The organism is Pseudomonas sp. BF-RE-25 (genome assembly GCF_019956105.1).
GTDB lineage: Bacteria > Pseudomonadota > Gammaproteobacteria > Pseudomonadales > Pseudomonadaceae > Aquipseudomonas > Aquipseudomonas migulae.
Genome location: NZ_JAHBDB010000011.1, coordinates 202,780 through 228,147 on the forward strand (window position 1 = coordinate 202,780; position 25,368 = coordinate 228,147).

General features: G+C 59.2%; 20 protein-coding genes. 6 read left to right on the forward strand and 14 right to left on the reverse strand.

The features are described 5' to 3' along the window. Window positions 1-100: 100 nt before the first annotated feature. From KGB24_RS06610 to KGB24_RS06620, 3 genes are all read left to right on the forward strand, one after another. Window positions 101-1,369, forward strand: a complete 1,269-nt coding sequence (locus tag KGB24_RS06610) for an OprD family porin (protein ID WP_223414347.1) — start codon at window positions 101-103, stop codon at window positions 1,367-1,369. 186 nt (window positions 1,370-1,555) lie between these two features. Beyond that, window positions 1,556-2,209: a hydrolase gene (locus KGB24_RS06615; protein WP_008026341.1), complete on the forward strand. Its 654-nt coding sequence runs from the start codon at window positions 1,556-1,558 to the stop codon at window positions 2,207-2,209. Window positions 2,210-2,414: 205 nt separating this feature from the next. Next, window positions 2,415-3,563, forward strand: a complete 1,149-nt coding sequence (locus KGB24_RS06620) for a MalY/PatB family protein (protein ID WP_223414348.1) — start codon at window positions 2,415-2,417, stop codon at window positions 3,561-3,563. 501 nt (window positions 3,564-4,064) lie between these two features. Here KGB24_RS06620 and KGB24_RS06625 read toward each other — a convergent pair. From KGB24_RS06625 to KGB24_RS06640, 4 genes are all read right to left on the reverse strand, one after another. After that, window positions 4,065-5,984 carry a PAS domain-containing sensor histidine kinase gene (locus KGB24_RS06625; protein ID WP_223414349.1) on the reverse strand — a complete coding sequence of 640 codons (1,920 nt, stop codon included), beginning with the start codon at window positions 5,982-5,984 and terminating at the stop codon, window positions 4,065-4,067. An 87-nt stretch (window positions 5,985-6,071) separates the two neighbouring features. Then, complete coding sequence (locus KGB24_RS06630) at window positions 6,072-6,980, reverse strand: zeta toxin family protein (RefSeq protein ID WP_223414350.1); 909 nt, start codon at window positions 6,978-6,980, stop codon at window positions 6,072-6,074. Window positions 6,981-7,108: 128 nt separating this feature from the next. Beyond that, window positions 7,109-9,388 carry an ATP-dependent DNA helicase gene (locus tag KGB24_RS06635; RefSeq protein WP_223414351.1) on the reverse strand — a complete coding sequence of 760 codons (2,280 nt, stop codon included), beginning with the start codon at window positions 9,386-9,388 and terminating at the stop codon, window positions 7,109-7,111. Continuing rightward, window positions 9,385-11,037, reverse strand: coding sequence for a VRR-NUC domain-containing protein (locus KGB24_RS06640; RefSeq protein WP_411736627.1), 1,653 nt, complete (start codon window positions 11,035-11,037; stop codon window positions 9,385-9,387). Before KGB24_RS06640 ends, KGB24_RS06635 begins: the two co-directional genes overlap by 4 nt. A 221-nt stretch (window positions 11,038-11,258) precedes the next feature. On the opposite strand from KGB24_RS06640, the gene KGB24_RS06645 reads away from it, so the two are divergent. Continuing rightward, on the forward strand, window positions 11,259-11,483 hold the full coding sequence (locus KGB24_RS06645) for a YgdI/YgdR family lipoprotein (protein WP_008026328.1): 225 nt from the start codon (window positions 11,259-11,261) through the stop codon (window positions 11,481-11,483). A gap of 99 nt (window positions 11,484-11,582) precedes the next feature. Here KGB24_RS06645 and KGB24_RS06650 read toward each other — a convergent pair whose 3' ends face one another. From KGB24_RS06650 to KGB24_RS06675, 6 genes are all read right to left on the reverse strand, one after another. Next, window positions 11,583-13,430 (reverse strand): polyurethanase, encoded by a 1,848-nt coding sequence (locus KGB24_RS06650; RefSeq protein ID WP_223414352.1) that lies wholly within the window; start codon window positions 13,428-13,430, stop codon window positions 11,583-11,585. Window positions 13,431-13,457: 27 nt separating this feature from the next. Next, entirely contained in the window at window positions 13,458-14,834 is a 1,377-nt protein-coding gene (locus KGB24_RS06655) for a TolC family outer membrane protein (RefSeq protein ID WP_223414354.1), read from the reverse strand. A gap of 2 nt (window positions 14,835-14,836) precedes the next feature. Continuing rightward, window positions 14,837-16,171 (reverse strand): HlyD family type I secretion periplasmic adaptor subunit, encoded by a 1,335-nt coding sequence (locus KGB24_RS06660; RefSeq protein ID WP_223414355.1) that lies wholly within the window; start codon window positions 16,169-16,171, stop codon window positions 14,837-14,839. Next, window positions 16,168-17,934, reverse strand: a complete 1,767-nt coding sequence (locus KGB24_RS06665) for a type I secretion system permease/ATPase (RefSeq protein WP_223414356.1) — start codon at window positions 17,932-17,934, stop codon at window positions 16,168-16,170. Before KGB24_RS06665 ends, KGB24_RS06660 begins: the two co-directional genes overlap by 4 nt. Window positions 17,935-18,014: 80 nt before the next feature. Further along, window positions 18,015-18,401 carry an AprI/Inh family metalloprotease inhibitor gene (locus tag KGB24_RS06670; RefSeq protein WP_207284344.1) on the reverse strand — a complete coding sequence of 129 codons (387 nt, stop codon included), beginning with the start codon at window positions 18,399-18,401 and terminating at the stop codon, window positions 18,015-18,017. A 73-nt stretch (window positions 18,402-18,474) separates the two neighbouring features. Then, window positions 18,475-19,932, reverse strand: coding sequence for a serralysin family metalloprotease (locus KGB24_RS06675; protein WP_223414357.1), 1,458 nt, complete (start codon window positions 19,930-19,932; stop codon window positions 18,475-18,477). A gap of 410 nt (window positions 19,933-20,342) precedes the next feature. On the opposite strand from KGB24_RS06675, the gene KGB24_RS06680 reads away from it, so the two are divergent. Continuing rightward, window positions 20,343-20,999 (forward strand): hypothetical protein, encoded by a 657-nt coding sequence (locus tag KGB24_RS06680; protein WP_032828617.1) that lies wholly within the window; start codon window positions 20,343-20,345, stop codon window positions 20,997-20,999. 43 nt (window positions 21,000-21,042) lie between these two features. On the opposite strand, the gene KGB24_RS06685 is transcribed toward KGB24_RS06680, so the two are convergent. From KGB24_RS06685 to KGB24_RS06700, 4 genes are read right to left on the reverse strand one after another with little or no spacing between them, the layout of a single operon-like run. Further along, window positions 21,043-22,128 (reverse strand): polyamine ABC transporter substrate-binding protein, encoded by a 1,086-nt coding sequence (locus KGB24_RS06685; protein ID WP_192227154.1) that lies wholly within the window; start codon window positions 22,126-22,128, stop codon window positions 21,043-21,045. 44 nt (window positions 22,129-22,172) lie between these two features. Next, entirely contained in the window at window positions 22,173-22,514 is a 342-nt protein-coding gene (locus KGB24_RS06690; RefSeq protein WP_008026311.1) for a cupin domain-containing protein, read from the reverse strand. A 30-nt stretch (window positions 22,515-22,544) separates the two neighbouring features. Next, complete coding sequence (locus tag KGB24_RS06695; protein WP_223414358.1) at window positions 22,545-23,951, reverse strand: NAD(P)/FAD-dependent oxidoreductase; 1,407 nt, start codon at window positions 23,949-23,951, stop codon at window positions 22,545-22,547. Between the two features lie 50 nt (window positions 23,952-24,001). After that, window positions 24,002-24,817 carry a helix-turn-helix transcriptional regulator gene (locus tag KGB24_RS06700; RefSeq protein WP_008026304.1) on the reverse strand — a complete coding sequence of 272 codons (816 nt, stop codon included), beginning with the start codon at window positions 24,815-24,817 and terminating at the stop codon, window positions 24,002-24,004. A gap of 262 nt (window positions 24,818-25,079) precedes the next feature. Between KGB24_RS06700 and KGB24_RS06705 the strand changes: the two genes are divergently transcribed. Next, window positions 25,080-25,352 (forward strand): DUF1652 domain-containing protein, encoded by a 273-nt coding sequence (locus KGB24_RS06705; RefSeq protein ID WP_223414359.1) that lies wholly within the window; start codon window positions 25,080-25,082, stop codon window positions 25,350-25,352. Window positions 25,353-25,368 lie beyond the last annotated feature (16 nt).

Consider the following 25,368-nt stretch of genomic DNA (forward strand, 5'->3'; position numbering starts at 1 on the left):
CCTCTCTTTTTGGCGTTCGCGTTTTTTCTTGGTAAGCCCTCGCCCGGTTGGCGAGGGTCGCGCAAGCCGTCATTTCATAATAAAAACAAAGGGGCTTCACATGGATCACAACACCCGCACTCTCGCTACCCGACTGTTGCTGGCCGGCGGCGTCATCAGCCTCTCGGCCCCCGCCGCTGCTGACTTTATCAAGGACAGCAAGGCCAGCCTTGAGCTACGCAACTTCTACTTCAACCGTGACTATCGTCAGACCAACGCGGCGCAATCGAAACAGGAGGAATGGGCGCAGGGCTTCCTGTTGCGCTACGAATCCGGCTTTACCGAGGGGCTGATCGGGGTCGGTTTCGATGCGATCGGCCTGGTAGGCGTCAAACTCGACTCCAGCCCGGATCGCGCCGGCTCCGGCCTGCTCCAGCGCCATCGCGACACGCGCAAAGGCGCGCAGGACGAGTACGGTGAACTGGGCCTGACCGCCAAACTGCGTGCGTCCAAAAGCACATTGAAACTGGGCACATTGCTGCCCAAGCTGCCGACGGTATTGGCCAACGATTCACGGTTGTTGCCGCAAACCTTCAAAGGCGGCCAGTTGACTTCGCTGGAAGTCGAAGGCCTGACCGTGGACGCCGGACGGCTGACGCAGGTCAACCAGCGCGACTCCTCGGACTATGAGGACATGGGCATCACCCGAACCGGCGCCAAGGGCATCACCAGCCGCCATTTGGACAGCGACAGCTTCGATTTCGCCAGCCTGAACTACAAATGGACCAGTAACCTCGCCACTGGTTATAGCTACGGCCACCTCGACAATTTCTACAGCCAGCACCTGGTCAACCTGACCTACGTGTTGCCGGTCACCGTCGGTCAATCGTTGAAGACTGATCTGCGGTTCGCACGCTCCATCGATGATGGCGGCAGTAATGTCGACAACAAGGCAATTGGCGCCATGTTCACCTACAACCTCGGTGGGCATGCGTTCGGCCTGGGTTATCAAGGCATGAGCGGCGACACCGGGTATGCCTACATCAATGGCACCGATGCGTTCCTGGTGAACTTCGTACAGATCGGCGACTTTGCCAGCAAGGACGAAAAATCCTGGCAGGCCCGTTACGACTACAACTTTGCCGCCCTCGGCATTCCCGGCCTGACGTTCATGACCCGCTACATCAACGGTACCGATATAGACCTGGGTAACAACCGTCCTGAAGGCAAGGAATGGGAACGCGATACCGATATCGGGTATGTCGTGCAGAGCGGGCCGCTGAAAAACGTCGGCGTGAAATGGCGCAATGCGACAGTGCGCTCGACAAATTTTGGCAGTGATCTGGATGAAAACCGGTTGATCGTCAGCTATACGTTGCCGATCTGGTAAGGCGGCATAACGGCCACCATCGTTTCGCCAGCAAGCCGGCTCCTACAGGGGGGGCGTACACCCCGATCCTGTAGGAACTGGCTAGCCTCGCCCCGCAAGAAAGTCAAAACACAGCACATCGGTTCAATATCCCCGCCCGACTCTACGCCACCATGGCCTCCTCACTCACCCCGTAAGGACATCGCCATGGCTATCGCAAAAGCAGTACCCGGCAAAACCCTGCTGACCCCAACCGACCACACGCTGATCATGATCGACCACCAGTCGCAAATGTCCTTTGCCACCAAGTCGATTGACGCCGTGACCCTGCGCAACAATGCCGCGCTGGTGGCCAAGGCTGCACGTGGCTTCAAGGTCTCGACCATCCTCACCACCGTTGCCGAAAAGAGCTTCTCCGGCCCGATTTTCGACGAAATCAAATCGGTGTTCCCGGAACACAACGTCATCGACCGCACCAGCATGAACACCTGGGAAGACGAGCGCATTGCCGTTGAAGTGAATAAATTCGGCAAACAGAAAATCGTCCTCGCAGGCCTGTGGACCTCCGTGTGCATCGTCGGCCCGGCGCTGTCGGCCATCGACCAGGGTTTTGAGGTGTACGTGATTGCCGACGCCTGTGGCGACGTCACCACCGAAGCCCATGAAATGGCGATGCAGCGCATGATCCAGATCGGCGCGCGGCCGATGACTTCGTTGCAATACCTGCTTGAATTGCAGCGCGACTGGGCTCGCGGTGAAACCTATGACGAAACCGTGAAAACCTCGATTGCCAACGGCGGCGCCTATGGTCTGGGGCTGATCTACGCCAAGAGCATGTTCGGCGCATCCGAAGCTCACTAAGCAACAGCCGCGACTCCGGGCAAACCGGAGTCGCTTCCCCTCGCGAAGAACTGAGTTTTTTGTAGGAGCAAGCTTGCTCGCGATGGGGCCGTCACAGCCCGCATCGATGCAATTGAACCTCCGCCGTCGCTAGCAGGCTCGCTCACACAGGGGTTGGCGTTTATCATGAGCGCCGAAAACAACCCTGCCTTGTATGAGACTGAGCATGACCTTCGATTTTGATCAGGTGTTCGACCGCCATAACACCGGCAGTACCAAGTGGAGCCGCTACCCGGCCGACGTATTGCCGATGTGGGTTGCCGACATGGATTTTGCCGCGCCATCGGTGATCATCCAGGCCCTGCAAAAACGTCTGGAACACCCGTTGCTCGGCTACAGCGTGGCGCAGGATGACTTGCGCAATGCCATCGTGACCGACCTCTGGAACAAGTACGCCTGGCGCGTCGAGCCGCAGGAGCTGGTTTTCCTGCCGGGCGTGGAATCGGGTTTCAACATGGCCCTGAATGCGCTGGTCCAGCCGCAACAGAATGTCGTGGTGCAAACGCCCAACTACCCACCGCTGCGTCATGCACCGGGGCATTGGGGGCTGAACAAGGTTGAACTGAATTTCGAGGAAATGGCTGATGGCACGTACGCCACGCCGCTTCAGGCCTTGCGCCAGTCGCTGGAAGGCGGCGGTGCACTGCTGCTGAGCAACCCGCACAACCCGCTGGGCAAGGCGTTCCCAAGGGAAGAACTGCAAGCCGTGGCCGATATCTGCGTGGCGCAGGGCGCCTGGATCATTTCCGACGAAATCCATGCCGAACTGTGCTTCGACGGCCGCCAACACATTCCCACCGCATCGTTGAGCCCGGAAATCGCCCAGCGCACCATCACGCTGATGTCGGCGAGCAAGGCCTACAACATCGCAGGCCTGAAGACTTCGTTCATGATCATTCAGGACCGTGCCCTGCGCGAGCGCGTCAACCATGCGCGCTGCGGCATGGTCGACAGCGTCAATCCGCTGGGCATGGAAGCGACACGTGTTGCTTACACCGAAGGTGCGCCGTGGCTGGCCGCGCTCAAGGACTACCTGCAAAGTAACCGCGATTATCTGGTGGAAGCCGTTCGCACGCGCTTGCCCGGCATCAGCATGAATGTGCCTCAGAGCACTTACCTGGCCTGGCTCGACTGCTCGGCGCTGGGGTTGGAGAACCCGCAGCAGTTCTTCCTTGAAAAGGCGAAAGTCGGGCTTAGCCCTGGCCTGGATTTCGGCGATGACAGCAAACAGTTCGTACGCCTGAACTTCGGCTGCCCGCGCGCGTTGCTGGAGGAAGGCATTGCAAGGATGGAGCGCAGTTTGCGCGACCGCTAACAAGCCCCCTTGCCGGCGATGACATCCGCGAGGTCACCGCAGGGTTCAAGGGCCAATCGCCAGCAAGCCGGCTCCTACAGGAATTTGCTGCGGCACATATTACTGCCAGCCACCTCGTACCTTGTAGGAGCTGGCTTGCCGGCGATGACGTCCGCAGGGTCAGCGCAAGGCTCGAGGGCCAATCGCCGGCAAGCCGGCTCCTACAGAAGTTTGTTGCGGCACACATCCCTGCCAGCCACCTCGCACGTTGTAGGAGCCGGCTTGCCGGCGATGACATCCGCAAGGTCACCGCAGGGTTCAAGGGCCAATCGCCGGCAAGCCGGCTCCTACAGGGATTTGTTGCGGCACATATTACTGCCAGCCACCTCGTACCTTGTAGGAGCTGGCTTGCTAGCGATGACGTCCGCATGGTCACCACAGGGCTCAAGGGCCAATCGCCGGCAAGCCGGCTTCTACGGGCGCGGGAGAATAAGCGCGTACGCTTGAAGAGCGGGCGGTTTATTACCGTAATGTCGAGGCGATGATTTCCACCAGGTTGAGTTGCGTGAATGGTTTGGACAGGCGTGGGAGCCGGGTCGCAAAGCCTTCCAGCCGCTCGGCGTAACCGGTGGCGAGGATGATCGGCAGGTCGGGCCTGATGCTTCGGATCGCCTGCGCCAGTTGCGCACCGTTCATTTGCGGCATGGCCATGTCGGTAATGACCAGGTCGATGACTTGTTCGCTGTCGAGCACTGTCAGCGCTTGAGCCCCGGATACCGCACTGATCACCTGATGGCCCAGATCTTCGAGCAACAGGCAGGTACTGGTCAGCACCAGGCTGTCGTCATCCACCACCAGCACGCACAGACGAGGCACCGGCGGTGCGGCTTCCTCCTGGGCAGGCTTGGCGATCGAACCCTGTGTGGCGACGGGAATCCACAGTTCGGCCGTGGTGCCCTTGCCCTTCTGGCTTTTTAGAATGAATCGCCCGCCCAATTGTTCGATGAAGCCATGCACCATCGACAATCCCAGCCCCGTACCTTTGCCGACCCCTTTGGTGGTGAAGAACGGGTCCATCGCCACGGCGAGTGTGGCGTCGTCCATGCCCTCCCCGGTGTCATTGATGCTCAGGCAAACATAACGACCTGTCATTGGCGTGAGCGAGGAGTGATCGCCGGCGTCTTCAGGGCGCGCGCTGATCAGGAGCTTGCCGCCATGGGGCATGGCGTCGCGGGCATTGGTCGCCAGGTTCAGAACTGCCAGTTCGAGCTGGTTTTTGTCGGCCCAAACGGGCTCGATTGTTTCCGTAAAACGGGTTTCGAGCGCTACGGAAGGCCCGAGGGAACTGCGCAACAGGCCGGTGATGCCCTCCACCAGCGTCGGTATCTCGACGGACTCGGTCTTCAGTTCCTGACGCCTGGCAAAGGCCAGCATGCGCTGGGTCAGCGCCACTCCGCGCAAGGCGCCTTGAGTAGCGTTGTCCAGCAATCGGGTGATCTTCGAATCGTCCCCGATTCGCTTGCGCACGATTTCCAGATTGCCAAGGATCACCGTCAACAAATTATTGAAGTCATGGGCAATCCCCCCGCTCAATTGCCCGATGGCTTGCATTTTTTGCGCCTGGAAAAGCGCTTCACGGGTTTGTTCGAGCGCCTGCTGAGCGCGGGTCGCTTCAGTGATATCCCGGGTGATCTTGGCGAAACCGAGCAACGTCCCGGTATCGCCCCAGATCGGATCGACCACGACATGCGCCAGGAACCGCGTGCCGTCCTTGCGCACTCGCCAGCCTTTGTTCTCGAATCGCCCCTCACGGACGGCAATGTCCAGCGTGCGCTTCGGTTCGCCGGCTGCGCGGTCTTCCGGGGTGTAAAACATCGAAAAATGCTGACCGATCACTTCTTCGGGCAAGTAACCCTTGATGCGCTGGGCACCAGGGTTCCAGTTGGTCAGCCGTCCGTTAGCGTCGAGCATGTAGATGGCGTAGTCCGTGACACTCTGCACCAGCAGCCGGAACTGCTGTTCGCTTTGCTTGAGCACTTCTTCAGCCATTTTGCGGTCGGTCAGGTCCCGGGTGATCTTGGCAAACCCCAGCAACTTGCCCGTCGAATCGAGGATCGGATCGATCACCACATGGCACCAGAAATGCGTACCGTCCTTGCGCACCCGCCAGCCTTCCCCCTCGAAACGCCCTTCGCGAATGGCGGTGTCCAGGGCTCGTTGGGGCATCCCCTTGATACGGTCCTCTTCGGTGTAGAAACGCGAAAAATGCTGACCGAGGATTTCCGCTTCCTCATACCCTTTGAAGCGTCGAGCGCCGGCATTCCAACTGGTAATGATGCCGTCGGGATCAATCATGTAGATCGCATAGTCAATCACCGCATCGATCAACAGGCGAAAACGCCCGTCCTCGATGGTGCTGGCTTTGCCTCGATCTTCGTTCATTGAGCCCTCACGTCGTGAATGCTTTTTGAGGAGTATGCGACAAACCCGGGGTTTGGAAAGCCGAAATACCCCGCTCGACGCAAAGTCTTATCGGTTTGCATATCTGACAATGCAGGCATACAGATCGTTGTATACGAAACTCGGAACATGCTGGGTATGACCCGCGATCTTGAGCAGCGCCAGATGGCACTCCTTGATGATTTCGTGGTGACCATTCACCGCAAAAACAGGGTTATCAATAATCCGCGAGTAAACGATGTGCTCAAAATGCCTCAGGGTTGTCGTTTTGGTCAGCGAGCCGTCGGCATCCAGGGTGTAAGTGCTCTGAGCCCGTATCGCTCGCTCTTTCAACATGCCGAATCCGCGTTCGTACACAGTGATTTGCGAACCGCTGATCGCTTTTGAGGCCGTCTCGATGGCCAGGATGATCGCTTGTGCATACCCCATGCTGGCAGCCAGTGTTGATCCCGTCAGAAATCTTTCCATTTCCTGGTTTTCGAGGCTGTTGAGTGCTCTCTTGATGCTCGACACGTGAGCGAACTCTTGGGTGCAACCAACGATATGAGTCTCGAACTGATAACCGGCGGCTGTTGCCGTCGGCGGAAAAGCCGCGAAATCGAGGCTGTCGAACGCGCATTCCATGACGATGTTGTATTTGCCGACGAATGCCTGCGTAAAGATCATCGCGCTGACCTCACGTACAAACGCCTCTGTATGCTCATACGCATGCAGAACGCCAAGCTTGATCATCTCAGCGTAGTGAGGGTGTTTTTTCCGGTATTCGGGCAGGTATAGCCGCACGTAGTTTTTGTAGCGGCCCGAAGACAGAAGACTTTTTTCAAGCAGATACGTTTTGCCCGATCCCTGCAGGCCGGCAACGATCAGCATTTTCGGGGTTGCCTCGGCCCTGATGCCGCTGAACAGCGTCGCTTTTATTTCATCGAATGCGGCCGTGACCTGCTCTTGGGTGTACGTATAGTTCGGTGCTGCTGACATACCTTGATTTCCTTATCAAAGACTGGTTTGAAAGTGATGATTGCCTCTATGAATAAAGCGGGCATTCGCCACTTGTTCAAATGTCTGAGTTTTTCAAGGTATGTCGATGTTTTTTAAGGTAAAAAATCCTACTCAGCCGAGAGCGAAATCGCCGGAGCAACCGACCACCAGCGCGGCAGCAGTTGCTTGACCTTGCTGTCGCCAAACCGGTCATCGATCAACATCACCACCCCCTCATCCTGCTGGGTGCGGATCACTCGCCCTGCGGCCTGCACCACTTTCTGCACGCCGGGAAACAGGTAGGTGTAGTCGTAACCGGCACCGAAAATCGCGGCCATGCGATGCTTCAACTGTTCATTGACCGGGTTGAGTTGCGCCAGGCCCAAGGTGGCGATAAATGCACCGATCAACCGCGCGCCGGGCAAGTCGATGCCTTCGCCAAATGCCCCGCCCAGCACTGCGAAGCCAACTCCTTGGCTGTCCGCGGTGAATTGATCGAGAAAGTCCTGGCGCCGGGCTTCTCCCATACCCCGGGATTGCGCCCACACCGTGATGTGCGGGTGTTTTTCGGCCAGCAACTGCGCGACTTGCTGCAAGTAATCGAAGCTACTGAAAAACGCCAGGTAATTGCCGGGACGCTGACTGAACTGCCGGGCAATCAGCTCGACGATCGGCGCCAGGGACGACTGTCGATGGACGAACCGCGTAGAGATCTGATTGACGATATGGACCTTCAACTGGTCAGCGTGAAACGGTGATTCGACATCGATCCACACCGTGTTCGCCGGCGTCCCGAGGAGATCCCCATAGTAATGACGCGGGCTCAACGTCGCGGAGAACAGCACGGTGCTGCGTGCAGCCGTCAGGCGCGGGCGGATGAAACCGGCAGGCACCACGTTGCGCAGGCACAGTTGCGAGAGCGGCTTTTTGCGCTCGAGGTCCCGTTTGCTGATGTCGAACAGAAACTGTTCATCGAAGAGTTCGGCAACGCGGCAGAATTGCAGCATGTCGAAATAAAACGTCTGCAATGCGCTGTCCAGGCCCTGCGGGTGATCATTGAGGTAATCGCCGATGCTTGCACTGCACGAGGACAGCGCCTGAAGCAATTTTTCCGGAGGCTTGTCGTAGGCCTGATACGCACCAAGTTGCAGGTTATGCAGGGCGTTCCACTCACGATTGACCCGTTGCAGGGATTTTTTCAACGGCTCGGGCGCGGTTTTACGCACGCTATTGAGGGCCGACTGGTCGAGACTGGCGCTGTACATCTGCCGGCCGCGCTCCACCAGGTTGTGGGCTTCGTCCACCAGCACCGCGACTTTCCAGTTATTGGCCTGGGCCAGCCCGAACAGCAGCGCACTGAAATCGAAATAATAGTTGTAGTCGGCGACCACCACGTCTGACCAACGGGCCATTTCCTGGCTCAGGTAGTACGGGCACACCGCATGTTTCACGGCCACCTCGCGCAAGGCATTCTGGTTCAACACTGACAGCTCGCTGGCGGCCTGGCGCGCGGCCGGCAAGCGATCATAGAAGCCTTGGGCCAATGGGCAGGATTCGCCGTGGCAGGCTTTGTCCGGATGTTCGCAGGCCTTGTCCCGGGCGATCATCTCCAGAACCCGCAGCGGCGGCGCATCAGCGCTGTCGAGGATCACCTGCGCAGCATCGAGCGCCAGTTTGCGCCCCGGCGTTTTTGCCGTGAGGAAGAACACCTTGTCCAGTTGCTGCGGCGCCAGCGCCTTGAGCATCGGAAACAGCGTGCCGAGCGTCTTGCCAATGCCGGTCGGCGCCTGCGCCATCAGGCAGCGGCCGGTGCTGACCGCCTTGAACACCGACTCGGCCAGATGCCGTTGGCCCGGACGAAAGCCTGCGTGGGGAAACGCCAGTTGCTGCGCCGCGCCGTTGCGCGCCTCGCGATGGGCCATTTCCTGTTCGGCCCAATGCAGGAACAGTCGGCAATGGTGCTCGAAGAACACCTGCAGTTCCTCAGCGCTGAAGGCCTCGACCAGGCAGGTTTCCTTTTCGCTGACGATGTCGAAATACACCAGCGCCAGGTTGATCTGCGCCAGGCCCAGTTTCTGGCACATCAACCAGCCATAGACCTTGGCCTGCGCCCAATGCAGTTGACGATGGTTGGCCGGTTGTTTGCTCAAGTCCCCGCGATAGGTTTTGACTTCTTCCAGGCAGTTTTGCGCCGGGTCGTAGCCGTCCGCCCTGCCCTTGACCTTCAACGTCTGGTACAGACCTTCAAGCGCGACCTCACTCTGGTAACCCTCGCTGCGCCGGGACGCCACCGTACGGTGGCCGACGATCCCTTCCAGTGCCGTCGGCGAGGGCGTGAAACGCAGGTCGAGGTCCCCGACCTTGGCGGTGAATTCACACAACGCCCGCACCGCGATGCTGTAGCTCAAGCGCCCTGCTCCGCCCACTGCACGTAGCAAACAGCAATCGGCATCTGGTGTTCATGGCAGAACTCGAGCCAGCGCAACTGATTGTCCTGCAGACGATCACCCGGGCCTTTGACTTCGATCATGCGGTAGGTCTTGTGCTGCGGCCAGAACTGGATCAGGTCCGGCATGCCGGCGCGGTTGGCCTTGATGTCCAGCAGCAGGCGGTTGAACCAGTGTTTGAGGTGCTCGGCGGGCAGGCAGTCCAGGGCCTGCTCAAGCAGTGGTTCGCTCAACGCGCCCCAGAACACGAAAGGCGACTGCACGCCCCACTTGGCGACATACCGCTCACGGATGGTCTGGCGGTAACGTCCGTCATCCAGCTCGGCGAGGCAGGCCTGAAACAGATCGGCCCGCCGCGCCTGGAAGTCTTCATTGAGCAAATCCGCCGGCCCTCGCTGGAACGGGTGGAAAAACGCCCCCGGTAACGGCGCAAAGATTGCCGGCCAGCACAGCAACCCGAACAATGAGTTGATCAGGCTGTTTTCGACGTAATGCACCGGCGCCGATTCCTCCGCCAGATGCGCCTGAACGTAAAACTCCACCGACAGCATCGGGTCGGTTCTGGGCAGTTGCAGATCGAGACGCTGCATTTCCCGTGGAGAGGATCGTTTCACTGCCGGCCCGCCGAGTTTGCGCCGCAGCCTGGGCACCACTCGCAGTAATTGCTGTTGTTCGGCGGCGCTTTCCGGCGATTGCCCGGCAGCAACGGCCAGGTCCATGGCCAACTGATACTCGCCGCAGCGCTCCAGCACACGAATCAACCGCGACCGTGCGCCAGGCCAGGCGCACTCGCGGTATATGCCCAGGGCATTGGCGAAATCCGCCACGCGTTCGCAGTGCTGACCGATCTGGAACAGCAATTTGCTGCGCCGTTTTTGCAGCCAGGGATTGCTCAGCACCAACCCGTTGATCTGCCCGACAACCGTCGGCACCGCTTCACCGGCCTCGAACTGCTGCTGACAGTCATGGAGAAACAGGCAGGCATCCACGTCCTCGCGACTGCGCAAGCCGCGTGATTCCGCGCAGAACTCGACTTTTTCATAGGTAAAGATGCCGAGGTCGGCAAGCACGAATTCCGACCAGTCCTGGTAAAGATTGCCGAAAAACATCAGGCGCAGGCGATCGCACAAGCCCATGATAGTCAGGCTGAACAACCGATCATTCAGTGGTGCGCACCACTGATTGAAGGGTTGTACCTCGGGAAACCGTTCGCTCAATGCAGGCAGCCAGTCGGACTTTTTCCCTTTGGGCTGATCGATGGCGGCACCGAAACATTGAAGGATTTCGGCCTTGAGCAACGCCTCGAACACCACGTCGAGCGGCAGCGACGACTGCTCATCGATCCAGCCCTGGGCCAACAACGGCTCAGCGGCCATGGCAATGTCGCCGATCTCGACGTAATGCAGTTTGCTCGCCCGGAAGTGAACGCCCTTTCGCATGACCATCCGGACCAAGAGCGCACGGGGTTCCCGGGGCAGTCGATTGAACTCACGGATGAAGCATTGCTCCTCGACACTCAATACATCGGCATAACGATGTTCAAGCCAATCAAGCACTTGCATGAAGTTGTTCAAGTAATAGAACGGATCGTCGAGGGGATTTGTGGTCACAGGAAAACAGGGCCGTGGCGTACGAATACTGGTTATGCGTACAGATACCAGCTACGACCCTTCCGGTGCAAACGGAAAAGGATAAGCGGCGGCGCGATCCGGTTTTTTTGGGTGACCCGTCGAACTTTCCGGGGATCCGTCGCACCAACGGCGGTAGAAGTGCAGCGGCGATTGAAGGATTTGAAGCAGTCGCGCTGATTTTTGGAGGATGAGAGGTGGTTATGAATATCAAGACACTGGGTTTGCCACTGGTAGCGGCAGCCCTTCTGGCCCTGGCCGGTTGCTCGACGCCAACGGTGGTGACGCTGCAGAACGGCACTCAATATTTGACCAAGGACATGCCAAAAGCCAATACCAAAGAAGGCTTTTACGAGTTCGAAGATATTTCCGGGGCGAAAGTGAAGGTCAAGGTTAATGACGTGGCCACGGTTCGCAAGGAAGACTGAAGACCGCGTTATCGTTCATCGCCGGCAAGCCGGCTCCTACAGAAATCTTGTAGGAGCCGGCTTGCCGGCGAAGAGGCCCTTACCGGCGCCACATCACCTTCAGGCAATGACGACATTGGCCAGGCTATCCAGCCCAACCCCGACCAACGTCACCGAATCACCGCCAAACGTCAGCACCGTGTCTTGCCCCACAACCGTGGCATGGGCGCGTACGTCATCATTCGGCGCCACACCCTGAACCCCGAGAAACACCAGTTTGTCGTTCGCCTGATAACCCACGACCCGATCCTGGCCAAACGCGCCACTGAACAAGAACGTATCGAACCCGCCACCCGCCTCCATCAGGTCATTTCCGGCCCCGCCCACCAACACGTCGTTGCCTTGGCCGCCCACCAGATGGTCGTTGCCGTCCAGACCAAACAACCAATCACCGCCGGGATGCGCCTTCAACGTATCGGCTCCCGCTCCGCCCTTCAGGGTGGACGCGTACTGCGTCAGGTCGTTGCCCACCGCAAGGCCGTTGGCGGTGACCTTGTGGGTCACGTCATCCTTGAACAGCCCCCAGAGAAACCCCGGCTCCTTCGTGACAATGCTGCCGATGTCGCGGGTGATGCTGATGCCGCCCTGCGCATCGCGGATGTACAAATTCCCCGCACCGTCATTGGCGAAATCGAAGTTTTTCACTGACTGCTGCAGATCCAGCACGTTACTGCCCTTGCCACCCAGCACGATGTTGTAGCCGCCGCCATCGCGAAAGGTGTCGTTGCCATCGCGGCCTTCCAGGTAGTCGTTGCCCTTGCCACCCTGAATCAGGTCGTTGCCGTCGCTGCCAATGATGAAGGTGCTGCCCTTGTGTGTTTCGGCGTTGCGGTTGAGGTCCTGAACCCATGTGCTGCTGCGCGCCGGGTCAGAGAGGTTGGCAACAATGAGGGTCGAGTCCTTGCTGGTAAGGTCGTAGAACTTCGACTCCAGCACCCGCGTCATGCCATCGCCATACCCCGTGGGCAGGTGGGAAATCCAGGTCGGTATATTGAGGATGGAATACGGCAGCACATTCCACACCGTCGAGGCGTAATGATCGTTGAAGCTGACAATGTTGTTGGTCGCCGAGTCCTGATGCGCATCGTGTACGCCCAGCGACGACAGGTTGAAGGACGAGCCGTCGAGTGCGCGGAACACCGGGTCGTTCTCATAACCGACGTTCAGCACTTTATCGGTGCTGCTTTGTGTTGGTGAGGCGTAGGCAATGTAGTTGGCATCCTGGTAGAACCCGGCCCACTTGTCGTTGCTCAGGTCCGCCAGGCTATTGACCGCCAGCCCGCCGAGGCTGTGGCCACTGACCAGCACGTCCTTGCCCGACAGGCCATTGGCCCGGGCAAACGCGGCAACATCGGCAAGCAAGTCGCCGAAGGCCTCGCCCACGTAGTTTTTCGCGTAATCCTTGGGGCCCAACGCGGCCAGAACGTCGTTGATCACGTCGGCGATCGAATCGCTGATCAGGCTTTCCCGAGGTCCACTGGTGCCGCGAAAGGCCACGCCGATTTCACTGAGATGGCCCTGCGCATCGTACTTGCCGAGGATTTCCACTTGCGCGCTGGTGTACCCGGCCTTTTCGCCGAAGAACGTACCGCGTGCATCAACCTTGCCGTCGTAACCCAGCTGCGCGGCGGTGATCGGCGTCCAGCCGGCTTTCTGCACCGCCGCCAGCGCGGCTTTTTCTGAATCCGGGTTCCACGGCACGCCGGGAATCACGCCCTGGGAGTCAGTACCGCCAATCAACGCAGTCACCAGCGTCGCCGGCAAACCCAGGCCGAAGCCATTGTGCTGATAACCGGTGGCAAAGCCGTTATCGAGGTTGTGATAGGAGTACAGCGTGATTGCCATGGCGTCGGTGAACAACGCCTTTGAATCTGCTGTGCCGATGTTTTTGTAGTCGTACACACCCATGGTAAAGCCTCTCTTTTGTTGGAATTGTCAGAGATCTTTCCGGCGTTCCTTCGGGCCTTGCCCAAATGCTTCGTCAACCTTGGCCAGGTCTTGCTCGTTCAAGGTGCCGGCGTAGTAATGCAACTTGGTCCATGCCATCAAATAGTCGTAGCGGCTCTGCGCGAGATCGCGGCGTGTGGTGTAGAGCTGCTGCTCGGCGTTCAGCGCGTCGAGGTTGACCCGCTCACCGCCGAGAATGCTTTGCCGGGTCGACACCACCAGCGCTTCGGCGGACGTCAGCGCTTTCTGATAGGCCCGCAGCTTGTTCACCCCCGACAGGCACGCGCTGAACTGGCGACGCAACTCAATCAGGGTTTCCCGCGTCTTGCCGTCCAGTTCGTATTCGGCCTGCTCCATGGCGCGGCTGGCCTGACGGGTCGACGCCGAGACACCGCCACCAGCGTACAGCGGGACGTTGACCTCGATGCCGATGGTGTTGGTGTCGTAGCGCTGGTTGTAGGTGTTGCCGCTTTCCGATTCGTTCTGGCGCACCGTTGCGTAGGCGCTGACTTTGGGCAGGTGCCCGGCGCGATTGCGCTCCACCTCGTAGCGCGCCACTTCCAGCGCCTGACGTTGCGAGGCCAGGCCCGGATTGTTGGCGACCGCCATCTCATGCCAGGTGTCGTAATTGGCCGGTTGCAGGGTGAAGGTCTGGAACTGCTGATCCAGCGGCGCGAGATCGCTGATGTCGACGGCCGGCACGCCGATCAGCGCGCCCAGTTCTCGCAGGGACGCGTCCTGCTCGTTGCGGGCTTCGATTTCTTCGGCGATTGCCAGCTCGTAGCGTGACTCGGCTTCGAGGATGTCGGTGCGCGTGCCCTCGCCCTGACGGAACAATTGCTCGTTCTGCCGGAACTGTTGCTCGAAGGCTTTCTTCCTGGCCTGGGTGATGTCGATCTGGTCCTGGGCGAACAGCGCCTGGGTGTAGTTCTCCAGCACCCGCACCAGCAATTGCTGGCTCTTGCCGCGAAAGTTCTCATCGGCGAACAGCGACTGCGCCACGCCTTTGCGGTACGTCGCGTAGGCCTCGTAGTCCAGCAACGGTTGTTGCAGGGTCAACGACGAACCGTAACTGCTGTAGTTGCGGTCATCGCTCTGGTTTTGCCCGCGCTCGTTGAGGTAAATGACCTTGGAGGTGTTGCGGCCCTTGTTGTAGTTGTAACCCAGTTTCGGCAGCAGCCCGGCGCGGCCGATCGCGCGGTTTTCAAGGCCGGCGTCGCGCTCCTTGATCGCGCCGAGGAACACCGGATCATTGCGCAACGCTTGCTCGTAGAGGTCGAACGGTCCCATGGCCATGGTCGGGTTACAGGTCAGCAGCACAAGGCTCGCCGCAAACACAGACAGCTTATTCATACAGCGCAACATCCTTATTCCTCGGTCAACGCGGAACCTGCCCGGTCGAGCAGCGGCTTGAACAGATAGTTGAGGAGCGAACGCTCACCGGTGCGCACGAACATTTCCGCGGGCATGCCGGGCTTGATCACCAGGCCGTTGAGTTTTTCCATGGCGTGTTCGCTGACGCTGCTGCGCAGTACGTAATACGGAGCGCCAGTTTTCTCATCGACCATCTGGTCGGCGGAAATCAGGCTGACTTCGCCGGGAACCCGTGGCGTGCGGCTCTGGTTGAACGCGGTGAACAAAATGTCCACCGGCAAGTGCGTACCGACCTTGTCGATCAGGTTGATCGGCAGATGCCCTTCCACTTCCAGGCGAGTGCCCTGCGGAACGATTTCCAGCAGGGTTTCGCCCTGGCGCACCACAGCGCCTTCGGTATGCACACCGAGGTTGACCGCGATGCCATCGGCGGTGGCGATGATTTCGCTGTGCTGCAAGTCGAAACCGGCGGAGGTCAGTTGCTCCTCCAGCGTCACGCTTTTGAGCTGCGCGTCGGCCAGCTGAGTGCGGACTTCTTTCTGGTACTCCTCGATGTGTTGTTGCAGTTTCAGCCGCGATTCGAGGATGCCCTGCTCCACCCGGCCGCTTTCGCCGGTGTTTTCTGCCAATTGTTGTTGCACCTGCGACAGTTGGCGCTGGTACTCCATCAACCGATTGCGCGGGATGTAGCCGTTGTCCGCCAGCGGCTGAAGGTTGCTCAGTTGCTGTTGCAGGGAACTGGCCTGGGCGGTCAAGTCCGAGCGTGCGCGGCGCATGCCGGCCAGTTGCGCGCCAGCGCCTTCGATGCTCGCGCGCAAGGCAGCCTGCTCGCGGGAAAACGCTTCACGGCGGCTGCTGAACAACTGCCGCTGGCCTTCCAGTACCAACGCCAGACGCGGCTCGGGATCGTTGCTCAGTTCGGCCGGAAAATTCACCTGCTTGAGGTTGTCCCGTTCGCTTTGCCAGCGCGCCAGGCTGGCCCAGGCCATGCGGTATTGCGCTTGCAGGGATTGCACGTCGGCGGCGACTTGGGTCTGGTCGAGTTGAAACAGCGGCTGCCCCTGTTTCACCGCTTGACCTTCGCGCACCAGAATCCGGCTGACCACCCCGCTGCTCATCGATTGCACCGCTTTGCGCTTGCCCGAGACCACCACGGTGCCTTGCACCGGAATACCTTGGTCGAGCGGCGCCAGGCTGGCCCAAGTGAAGAAACTGCCGGCGCCGACAATGGCCAGAATCCAGCCCATACGCGCAAAAAAACGCGCATCGCGCTCGGGGCGTTCGGCGATGTAGTCGTGTTCCATGTTGGCTTCGCTGAGGTTGCTCATACACCCGAACTCCTTGTCGAGGGCTGATACTGCCGGCTCATGCTCAACCCACCCGGTGCCTGCGCGGGCTTTTGTTCCTGGGCACCGGAAAGCGCCTTGAGCACGTCCTGGCTCGGGCCGAACGCTTGCAAACGACCGTCGTTGAGCACCAGCAACTTGTCGGCCTGGGCCAGTGCCGAAGAGCGGTGAGTCACCAGGATCACGCTGGTGCCTTGGGCTTTCATGTGCGCGATGGCACTGGCCAATGCTGCTTCGCCGACGGTGTCGAGGTTGGAGTTCGGTTCGTCCAGCACCACCAGGCTCGGCTTGCCGTACAAGGCACGCGCCAGTGCCACGCGCTGCTTCTGACCGCCGGACAAGCCACTGCCGTCCTCGCCGAGCAGCGTGTCGTAACCCTGAGGCATGCGCAGGATCAGTTCATGCACACCCGCCTGTTGCGCGGCCGCGACGACGGTTTGCGGATCGGCCTCACGGAACCGGGCGATGTTTTGCGCGATGCTGCCGCTGAACAGTTCGATGTCTTGCGGCAGATAACCGATGTAGGGACCGAGTTCGTCGCGATTCCAGCGATGGATATCGGCACCGTCGAGGCGCACCGTGCCACCAAGGGTCGGCCATACGCCGACCAGCACTCGGGCCAGGGTCGATTTGCCGGAACCGGAAGCGCCCAGCACGCCGAGCACTTCGCCGGCATCGAGGCTGAAATTGACAAGGTGCAACGTCGCACCGCGCTGCCCGGGAGGACCGGCGCTGACCTGTTCAAAACGGATGTGGCCCTTCGGTGCCGGCAGCGCCATGACGTCGTCGCTCGGCGGGAAGGCTTGCAGCAGCGCATCGAGACGGCGGTAAGCGAGCTTGGCGCCGCTCCACTGTTTCCAGACCGCGATCAGTTGATCGATGGGGCTCAGGACGCGGCCCATCAGGATCGAACCGGCAATCATCATCCCGGCGGTCATGTCGCCCTTGATCACCAGCAGCGCGCCCAGACCCAATACGAGGGATTGCAGGCACAGACGCAAGGTTTTGCTCAGGGAGCTGATGACCGCGCCGGTGTCGCTGGCCTTGTTCTGCTGGCCGAGGAAACGCGAATGCACCTGGAACCAGCGATGACGCAAGGCGCCGAGCATGCCCATGGCTTGAATGGTTTCAGCGTTATGCAGGTGACTGGTGGCCATCTGGCTGGACTTCTGGGAGAAAACCGCCGCGTCTCCCAAAGGCTTTTTGGTCATGGCCTCATTGAGGCACGCCAGCCCGATCAGCACTACCGCGCCCGCCGTGGCAAACACGCCGAGCCAGACGTTGAACAGATAGATCACGAGCAGGTACACCGGGAACCAGGGGGCATCGAAGAAGGCGAACAGCGCCGGGCCGGTCACGAACTGGCGAATGTGAGTCAAATCCCCCAGCGACTGCCCGGCGTTGCCTTCGCCTTTGAACAGATTGCGCTCGAAAGCGGCCTGATAAACCCGCAGGTTGAAGCGGCGTTCCAGTTGGCTGCCGATACGAATGACGATAAAACTGCGAATAATCTCCAGCAAGCCGATAAACGCAAAGAACCCCACGACCATCAGCGACAACATGGCCAGCGTGGTTTCATTTTGTGATGACAGCACCCGGTCATAGACCTGGAGCATATAAATAGAGGGCACTAACATCAGAATGTTGATTAGCGCCGTAAAACAACCGACGCTGATCAGAATGCTCTTGTAATCACCCAGCGCCCTTATTAACGGCGTGGAAACCGGGTTATTCGCCATCTTCATGGGCTCTTCCTGAGGTGTTATCCCGCGCCTGCCTGGCGAGGTCGTTACTTACACTTTAATAACAACTTTGCGCATCTCGATTAATCAAGCGGGTGCTCAAGTATTATGATCAGCCCGGACTTTGAAGTGCCTCGATACAGCCCGTCGCGCTGACGACTGAAAAACACAATCTTCGACCCTTCCTTGCCGGTGAGCGCGATGCCGTCGGGCTCAGGGAACCAGCCGACCGGTTGTTCCTCCAGCCATTCGACGAGGCACTCGGTGCCGTCGCCCAACGTCTGGTTGGCTTTGAATTCGAGGGGGCAAACGATCGACGGGTTGTCTTGCTGCGTCACCCGCCATTTTCCCGCCAGCTCCGACGGGTCTGCCAACTTCAGGCTGCTTGCCATGGCTACATCTCCAAAAAACATCATGAGCGCGGCTAACAGCCACACGTTTGTTTTGCAGGTAAAAGCGTTACAAATCATAGGCGTTTCACTCAGGTTCGTGGCTCAAGTGACAAAGGGCGGCGCATCGGCGCCGCCCTCCTTTTGCCTTGAATCAGGCCACGATGTCCGAGTACGCCGCCTGGCCGACGGTGCTGACCAGGAAGTCCGCCACGCCGTGCCCGGAGAAGTCCACCGACAGCAGGCTGTTACCACCGGAGGTCGTCAGCACGGCATCGCCCGCCGCACCCGTGAATGCGCTCACGAAATGCAGGCCTGCACCGTTGGTGATGCCGGTCAGGTCGATCTTGTCGAGGCCGCTGACAAAATCGAGAATCTGGTCGACTGCACCCGGTTTGGAGTCGCTGCTGGCGGCGAACACGAAGGTGTCCGAACCGGTGCCGCCCCACAACTTGTCCGCACCGCCCGCGCCGTAAAGGATGTCGTTGCCGGCACCACCCTTCAGCTCGTTGGAGACGCCGTTACCGATCAGCAAATCATTGCCCGAACCGCCAATGGCGTTTTCGACGGTGACGCCCTTGGCGATGGACACGTTACCCACTAGGCCGCCAACGTCGGAGAACGAGGTCTCATTGAGGTTGATCTTCTGGTTTTGGGTAAACCCGGAGAAATCCAGGGTGTCCTTGCCGCCCGCATCCCACACCGAAAACACGACCTTGTCCGCCGACGAAGACGCGCTCAGGAAATCGCGACCGGTGTTGGAGTTGAAGCCGTAAGTGGTGTCACCGGTGCGGGTGGTGGTGTTGGCGCCGTAGAGTTTCTGGATGGCCGCGATATCGTCGATCAACGGGCCCGACGCATAAGCTTCGACGCCGCCCTTGCTGAAGTTCTGGCTGGTGTTGCTTTCACTCCAGTAACTCATGACGCTGTAGCCGCGGGTGTCTTGCCCGTAGGACGCGTCGTTGTAGGTCGGTGCGCCTTCACCGGCGTTGTAGTCGCCGGGGTGTGCCAGGCCAAGGGTGTGCCCGATTTCGTGGGTCAGGGTTTGCCGGCCGTAGTTGTTCAGGTCCGGGGTCTTGTTGGGCGTGTAGCTGCTGTTGATCAGGTACCAGGAAGTCCCGTCGTAACCTGCGCCCGTGCCAGGCAAATAAGCGAATGCCGCTGCGCCGTCCTGGCCGCCGCTGTAGTTGCCGAAGGTCATGTGACCGTCGCCGCCGGTGGCCTTTTCCGTGAAGGTGACATTGGCGACGTCGGCCCAGGATTGCAGGGCGAGCACGGTCTGGCCTTTCTGCTGGGCACTGAACTGACTGAACCCGGTAATCCCGTGCTTGTTCATGGTGCTCGACGAGGCCGAGGTCAGGAACGTGTAGGTCAGTTCGATTTTGCCGCTGCCGTCCTTGTCCTGGTAGGCAGCTCCGTCGCGCAGCAATTGGGTGGCTGCCTGATCGACGGAAAACGAGGGTTTGCCATTGACCGTCAGACTGCCGCCACGGTCATATTGATGGCTGAAACTATTGATCTGGTTGAACGCAGAACTGGGAGCCGCCAAGGCTTGAAATGGCTGGAATGCCTGTTCAGCGGAATCAATAATGCTGTCTTTTACTTTCGACATAAACACACTTCCTTGTTTTGCTATGGAACAGTTTTTTTAGATAGCAACAATCTCTGGCGAGATCGTCCTATCACTCGCCCAATGAAGGCGAAAGAAAACTGACACAATTTGAAATCAATCGTCCACTACTTTTTTGGCGTCAAGTTTGCGCACTTCAGAATATGCCCGAAAACAATAGGCGCGATTAGAAGTCAGTGCATTTAAAATAAGGAGCCAGCGTTATTGTCGGACAATTGACAATTTAAATATTAAATAAAGGTAAGTTGCCAGGATCAAAATTGTCCGACTATTGGCGTTTTGATTCGCGCACTTCCATGGGTAAAAATTAGACTTTTCGAAGAATGAGACCACACTGAATACCGGGTTAAGTTTCTTCGCGGGCCTTATGAAATGATCCGGGTGAAGCCGAGATGAAAAGGGTCACGCCCTTGTGGGTCAGGCTCATTACCGCCAGTGCATGTGCGGCAACGAGCCTGTGCGCGAATGCCGGGACTTCTACGGTCCTGGCAACCAGCTTCGACTGCGCCAGGGCCAGCGCTGCCATCGAGAAGCTGATCTGCCGCACCCCACAACTGAAGCAGATGGACATTGAACTGACGCGCCTCTATCGCCTCGCGCTCACAGACGATCATTCCGTGCCGCGGCCTGACAAAGTCGAGATCGAACAACGGTTCTGGGTAGACGCCCGCAATCGCTGCTCTGCCGAGGCGGAACCCAAGGCCTGCACGATCCGCAGTTATGCCGAGCGTGCGCATCAGCTTCGCCAAGGCTCGGTGATTGCACGAACCAAGGACCCGAGCAGGCTCACCGACGGCCCGGTAGCCTTTCGTTGCACCGGGCTCAACGCGCTGATTGCCGTCACTTACTTCAATGTCGAGCCGCGTGTCGTGTACCTGAAATGGGCGAATACCTCTGCCACCCTTATCCAGGTGCCAAATGATTCCGCAACCCAATTCAACGGCAAGGATTACCGGGGGAGCTACAGCTTCTTGCAGAACGGCAGCGATGCCTTGTTCCAGATACCCGGCTCAGGGCAAATGAGTTGCACGGTCGAGCCGGTCGGCTGATTGCGCAACGGGACGTCCTGTCCCGATGCCTTGGTGCAACCTGTCAGCTGCCCGTGCGAATCTTGTTCCACACCCGCGTCCGAATCCGGTCGATGTTCAGCGGCATCGCTTCCAGCGCGAACAGTTTTCCCATCATTTCCGGGCTCGGATAAACCTTGGTGTCGTTCTTGATTGCCGGGTCGATCAGGCTGTCAGCCTGTTCGTTGCCATTGGCGTAGTGCACGTAGTTACTGATGCTGGCCATGACGGCCGGGCGCAACAGGTAGTCCATGAAGGCGTAGCCGGCTTTTTCGTCCGGGGCGTCGGCGGGCATGGCGACCATGTCGAACCAGATGGCCGCGCCTTCCTTGGGAATCGCATAGCCGATGTCTACGCCGTTCTTGGCTTCCCTGGCGCGGTTTTCGGCCTGCAGGATATCGCCGGAGAAACCGACCGCCACGCAGATGTCACCGTTGGCGAGATCGCTGGTGTACTTGGACGAGTGGAAATAGCTGACGTAAGGCCGGACTTTCATCAGCAGCGCTTCAGCCTTCTTGTAGTCTTCCGGGTTCTTGCTGTGATGCGGCAAGCCCAGGTAGTTCAGCGCGGCCGGCAGCAGTTCAGGCCCGTTGTCGAGGATGGCCACACCACACTTCTGCAGTTTTGCCATGTTTTCGGGTTTGAAGATCAGGTCCCAGGAATCCACCGGCGCGTTATCACCCAACACCGCTTTGACCTTGGCAATGTTGTAGCCGATGCCGGTGCTGCCCCACAGGTACGGGAAGCCGTGCTCATTGCCCGGGTCGTTGGTTTGCAGGGCTTTGAGCAGTACCGGATTGAGGTTCTTCCAGTTCGGCAACTGGCTCTTGTCGAGCTTCTTCAGCGCCCCGCCCTCGATCTGCCGCGCCATGAAGTGGTTGGACGGGAACACCACGTCGTAACCGGATTTGCCGGTCATCAACTTGCCGTCGAGGGTTTCGTTGCTGTCGTACACGTCATAGCTGAAGCCGATGCCGGTTTCTTTCTGAAAGTCTTTGGTGGTGTCCGGGGCGATGTAGTCCGACCAGTTGTAGATCTTCACGGTGTCGGCGGCGTGACTGAGGCTCACGAAGAGCGCCAGGGGAGCGAGTGCCAGGGTCTTTCGGATCATGAGTGGATTCCTGTGTGAGTTTTTGTTGGCAGGCAATCAGAGGATCAAAAAATCAAAACGTAGGTCTTGCGTACGGTTTCCTGGATGTCCCAGATACCGAGGCTGTTGGCTGGCAACATCAGTGCGTCGCCGGCTTCTATGTGAAGGGTTTCACCGTCATCCGGAGTGAAGGTGCAGCGCCCCTGGATGAAATGACAGAATTCCTGGGCCACGATCTGCCGACGCCAACGGCCGGGGGTGCATTCCCAGACGCCGGTTTCGACACCGTCGTCGCGTTCGACGCTGGTGGTGGACGCCACCGCCACGGGAGTTCCCAACGGCACGGCGACCGGGTTTGATTCGTCCAGCTTCAGGGTTGCGGTGTTCTTGAACTGCGTTATGCCCATGGGAGTACCTGTCTATGGAGAAAGCGCCGATTACTGCATGAAACCTTCCATGAACCCGGCGACCCCACTGGCCAGTTTGCGTCGCCAAGGCGCGGTAGCCGGGTTGGCCAGGGTCTGGTCTTCATGGACGAAGCTGCGGATGATCGCGTTGTAGCCGAGCCAGCGGCAGGGTTCCGGTTCCCAGGGCTTCAGTGCATCGAGACCGCCCTGAGGGATGACCCACGGCTGGCGAACCAGCTCGGTATCGCGTTGCAGGATCAAGTCAGCCAAGGTCCGTCCACCCAGGTTGCTGGCACCAACGCCCTCCCCGCCATAACCGCCGGAAATCGCAATGCCGCTCGCTTGATCGCACAACATGTGCGGCTTGAACCGCCGAGACATGCCAAGGTTGCCGCCCCAGCCATGGGTGATACGTACGTTCTTGAGTTGCGGGAAGAGTTCGCCGAACAGGTAACGCCGCAAGTCGACTTCACTGGCGGTCAGGTCGAAGTCATGACGCAGCTTGCCGGCAAACTGATAGCCGCCCCGCGCGCCGAACACCAGGCGGTTGTCCGCCGTACGCTGACCGTAAGTCACCTGGCGACTGCTTTCGCCGAACGCCTGCCCGTGGCTCAGGCCGATTTCGTCCCAAGTGGCGGCGGACAGTGGTTCGGTGGCGACGATCAGGCTTTGCACCGGCAACTGATAGCGCCCCAGCGGAGGCAGCGTGGTCGCATAGCCTTCTACCGCCGGAACGATCCAGCGGCTGCGCACCATGGCCTTCGCCGTGCGCAGGCTGCCCGATTGCCAGTGGGTGACCGGACTGTTTTCGTAAATCCTGACGCCCATGCGTTCGACCGTCCTGGCTAGACCTCGCACCAACTTTGCCGGGTGCAGGGTTGCCACGTGCGGTGCATAGATACCGCCATAAGGCTTGGCGATTCTGATCTGTTGCGCCAACTGCTCGGGGCTGAGCCAGCGGTAATGGCTTTCCGTCAGGCCCTGGCCATACAGTTTGTCCAGATACTGTCGAAGGCTGGCTTCCTGTTCCGGATACCGCGCCGCGCAATACAGCGCCCCGCCTTTACGGTAATCGCAGTCGATGCCTTCACGTTCGAGGACAACTTCAACTTCATCGGGAATGCTGTGCAGCAGGTCATACGACGCCCGCCGCCGCTCGGCCGGTAAATCGGCGAGCAAACGGTCTTCCCCCAGGAGGTTGCCCATCAACCAGCCGCCATTACGCCCGGAGGCGCCAAAACCGGCGGTTTGCGCTTCAACGATGGCAATGTTCAGGCCCGGTGCCAGGCGCTTGAGGTAGTACGCAGTCCAGAGCCCGGTGTACCCCGCGCCGATGATGGCGACGTCGACGTCAAGATCGTGTTCCAGCGCCGGACGCGCCAGCAACGGCTCGTCGAGTTGATCCATCCACAAACTGATAGTGCGCCACGCCGGCATGCAAGACTCCGCCACTCAAACTTCGATGGCGTTGATCCTAGTGCGTGGGCTCAGAGGCTGTCTTGCGCGCGTGCACGCAAAGAAATTTGTTTGACGTAGGCCTTGGGCGACAGACCGGTGTGCTGGCGGAAACAGCTGTAGAACGCCGAGAGCGAATTGAAGCCGGCGGCAAACGCCAGATCGTCGATACGCAGTGGCGGCGCGGCGTTTTCCAGTGCGGCGAGCACATGTTGCAAGCGCGCCTGGTTTACGTAGCGGTAGAAACTCTGGCCCAGCACCTGGTTCAGCAGATAGGACATCTGATTGCGGCTGTACCCGCACGCCTTCGCCACCCGTTGCAAATCGAGCTCCGGGTCCAGATAGGGTTGCTGGTGCTGGAAGTACTGTTGCAGGTCTTGCGCCATGAAACTCAATTGACGCGGCGACAACCCGAGCCGGCTGACGGCCGGGCGTGCACTGTTTGCGGTTTTGCTGACGGGCTGCTCATGCACCAGCGAGGCGTATTCGTTGACTCGCCAGATCAGACCGTCGCGGACGGTAATCGCCTCGCTGGCCCGAAATGACACCAACCCTTCACCACCGCGCAGAGTAATGCGGTACTGAATGAACGCGGTGTTGCCGTCCAGACGGATGCGGTCCGAGTGCTCCAGCGCTTCATCCGGATCGCGCGGCATGCTGCTGCGCACGTACTCGCGCAATTCGTCCAGCCCCATCACGCGGTTCTGGAAGAAGTCGCTGTACTGGATGTCCGGGTGATACAACGCCATGACACCGTCCAGGTCGCGGTGCTTCCAGCGCAGGTGATAGCGCATGACCGTCTCGCTCGTGGCCTGGGTTTGCAGCGGACCATCATCATCGGCATGCATAAAGGACTCGACGAGAAAAAGGCGAGCTTGCCGAAATTCCGCACCGGCTTCAATGAGCAAGCAGTACTGGCCTTTTGCTGAAAGGTCACAGCGCTGTGAGCCGAATCAAAAAAAAGCAACCAATTGCCAATCGGCCTGAAAAATCCACATTATTTTCACATGCGGATGCTACTTTTAAAGACAGTCAACGGTTGAGCCAATGAAGGCTCTTCCCTCCTAACATGAGCTAACGGAAGCGCTCGATGAACAAGGCGGGCAACATATGAATAAAGGGTTCAGTAAAGTCACCTTTCCAAACGCCTGCCAGCTGATGCGCTGGCATTTTCATCCCATGGGTTTTGAGGCGAGCATGGACGCACCGGGCAGCATGATTGCCCGTCTTTTTGACCGCGCCACGGGCGAGACCATGATCGCCATTGCCGGCATTCCGTGCGCCACTGTCATGAACGCAGCGGACGTAGAACGAATCATCGAAGCGGTGGAGGATGAGCTCAATTCTTTCATTCCTCCGGTGGCCCTCAGGAGTTATGCCTGAAGGTTGAAGCGCAATT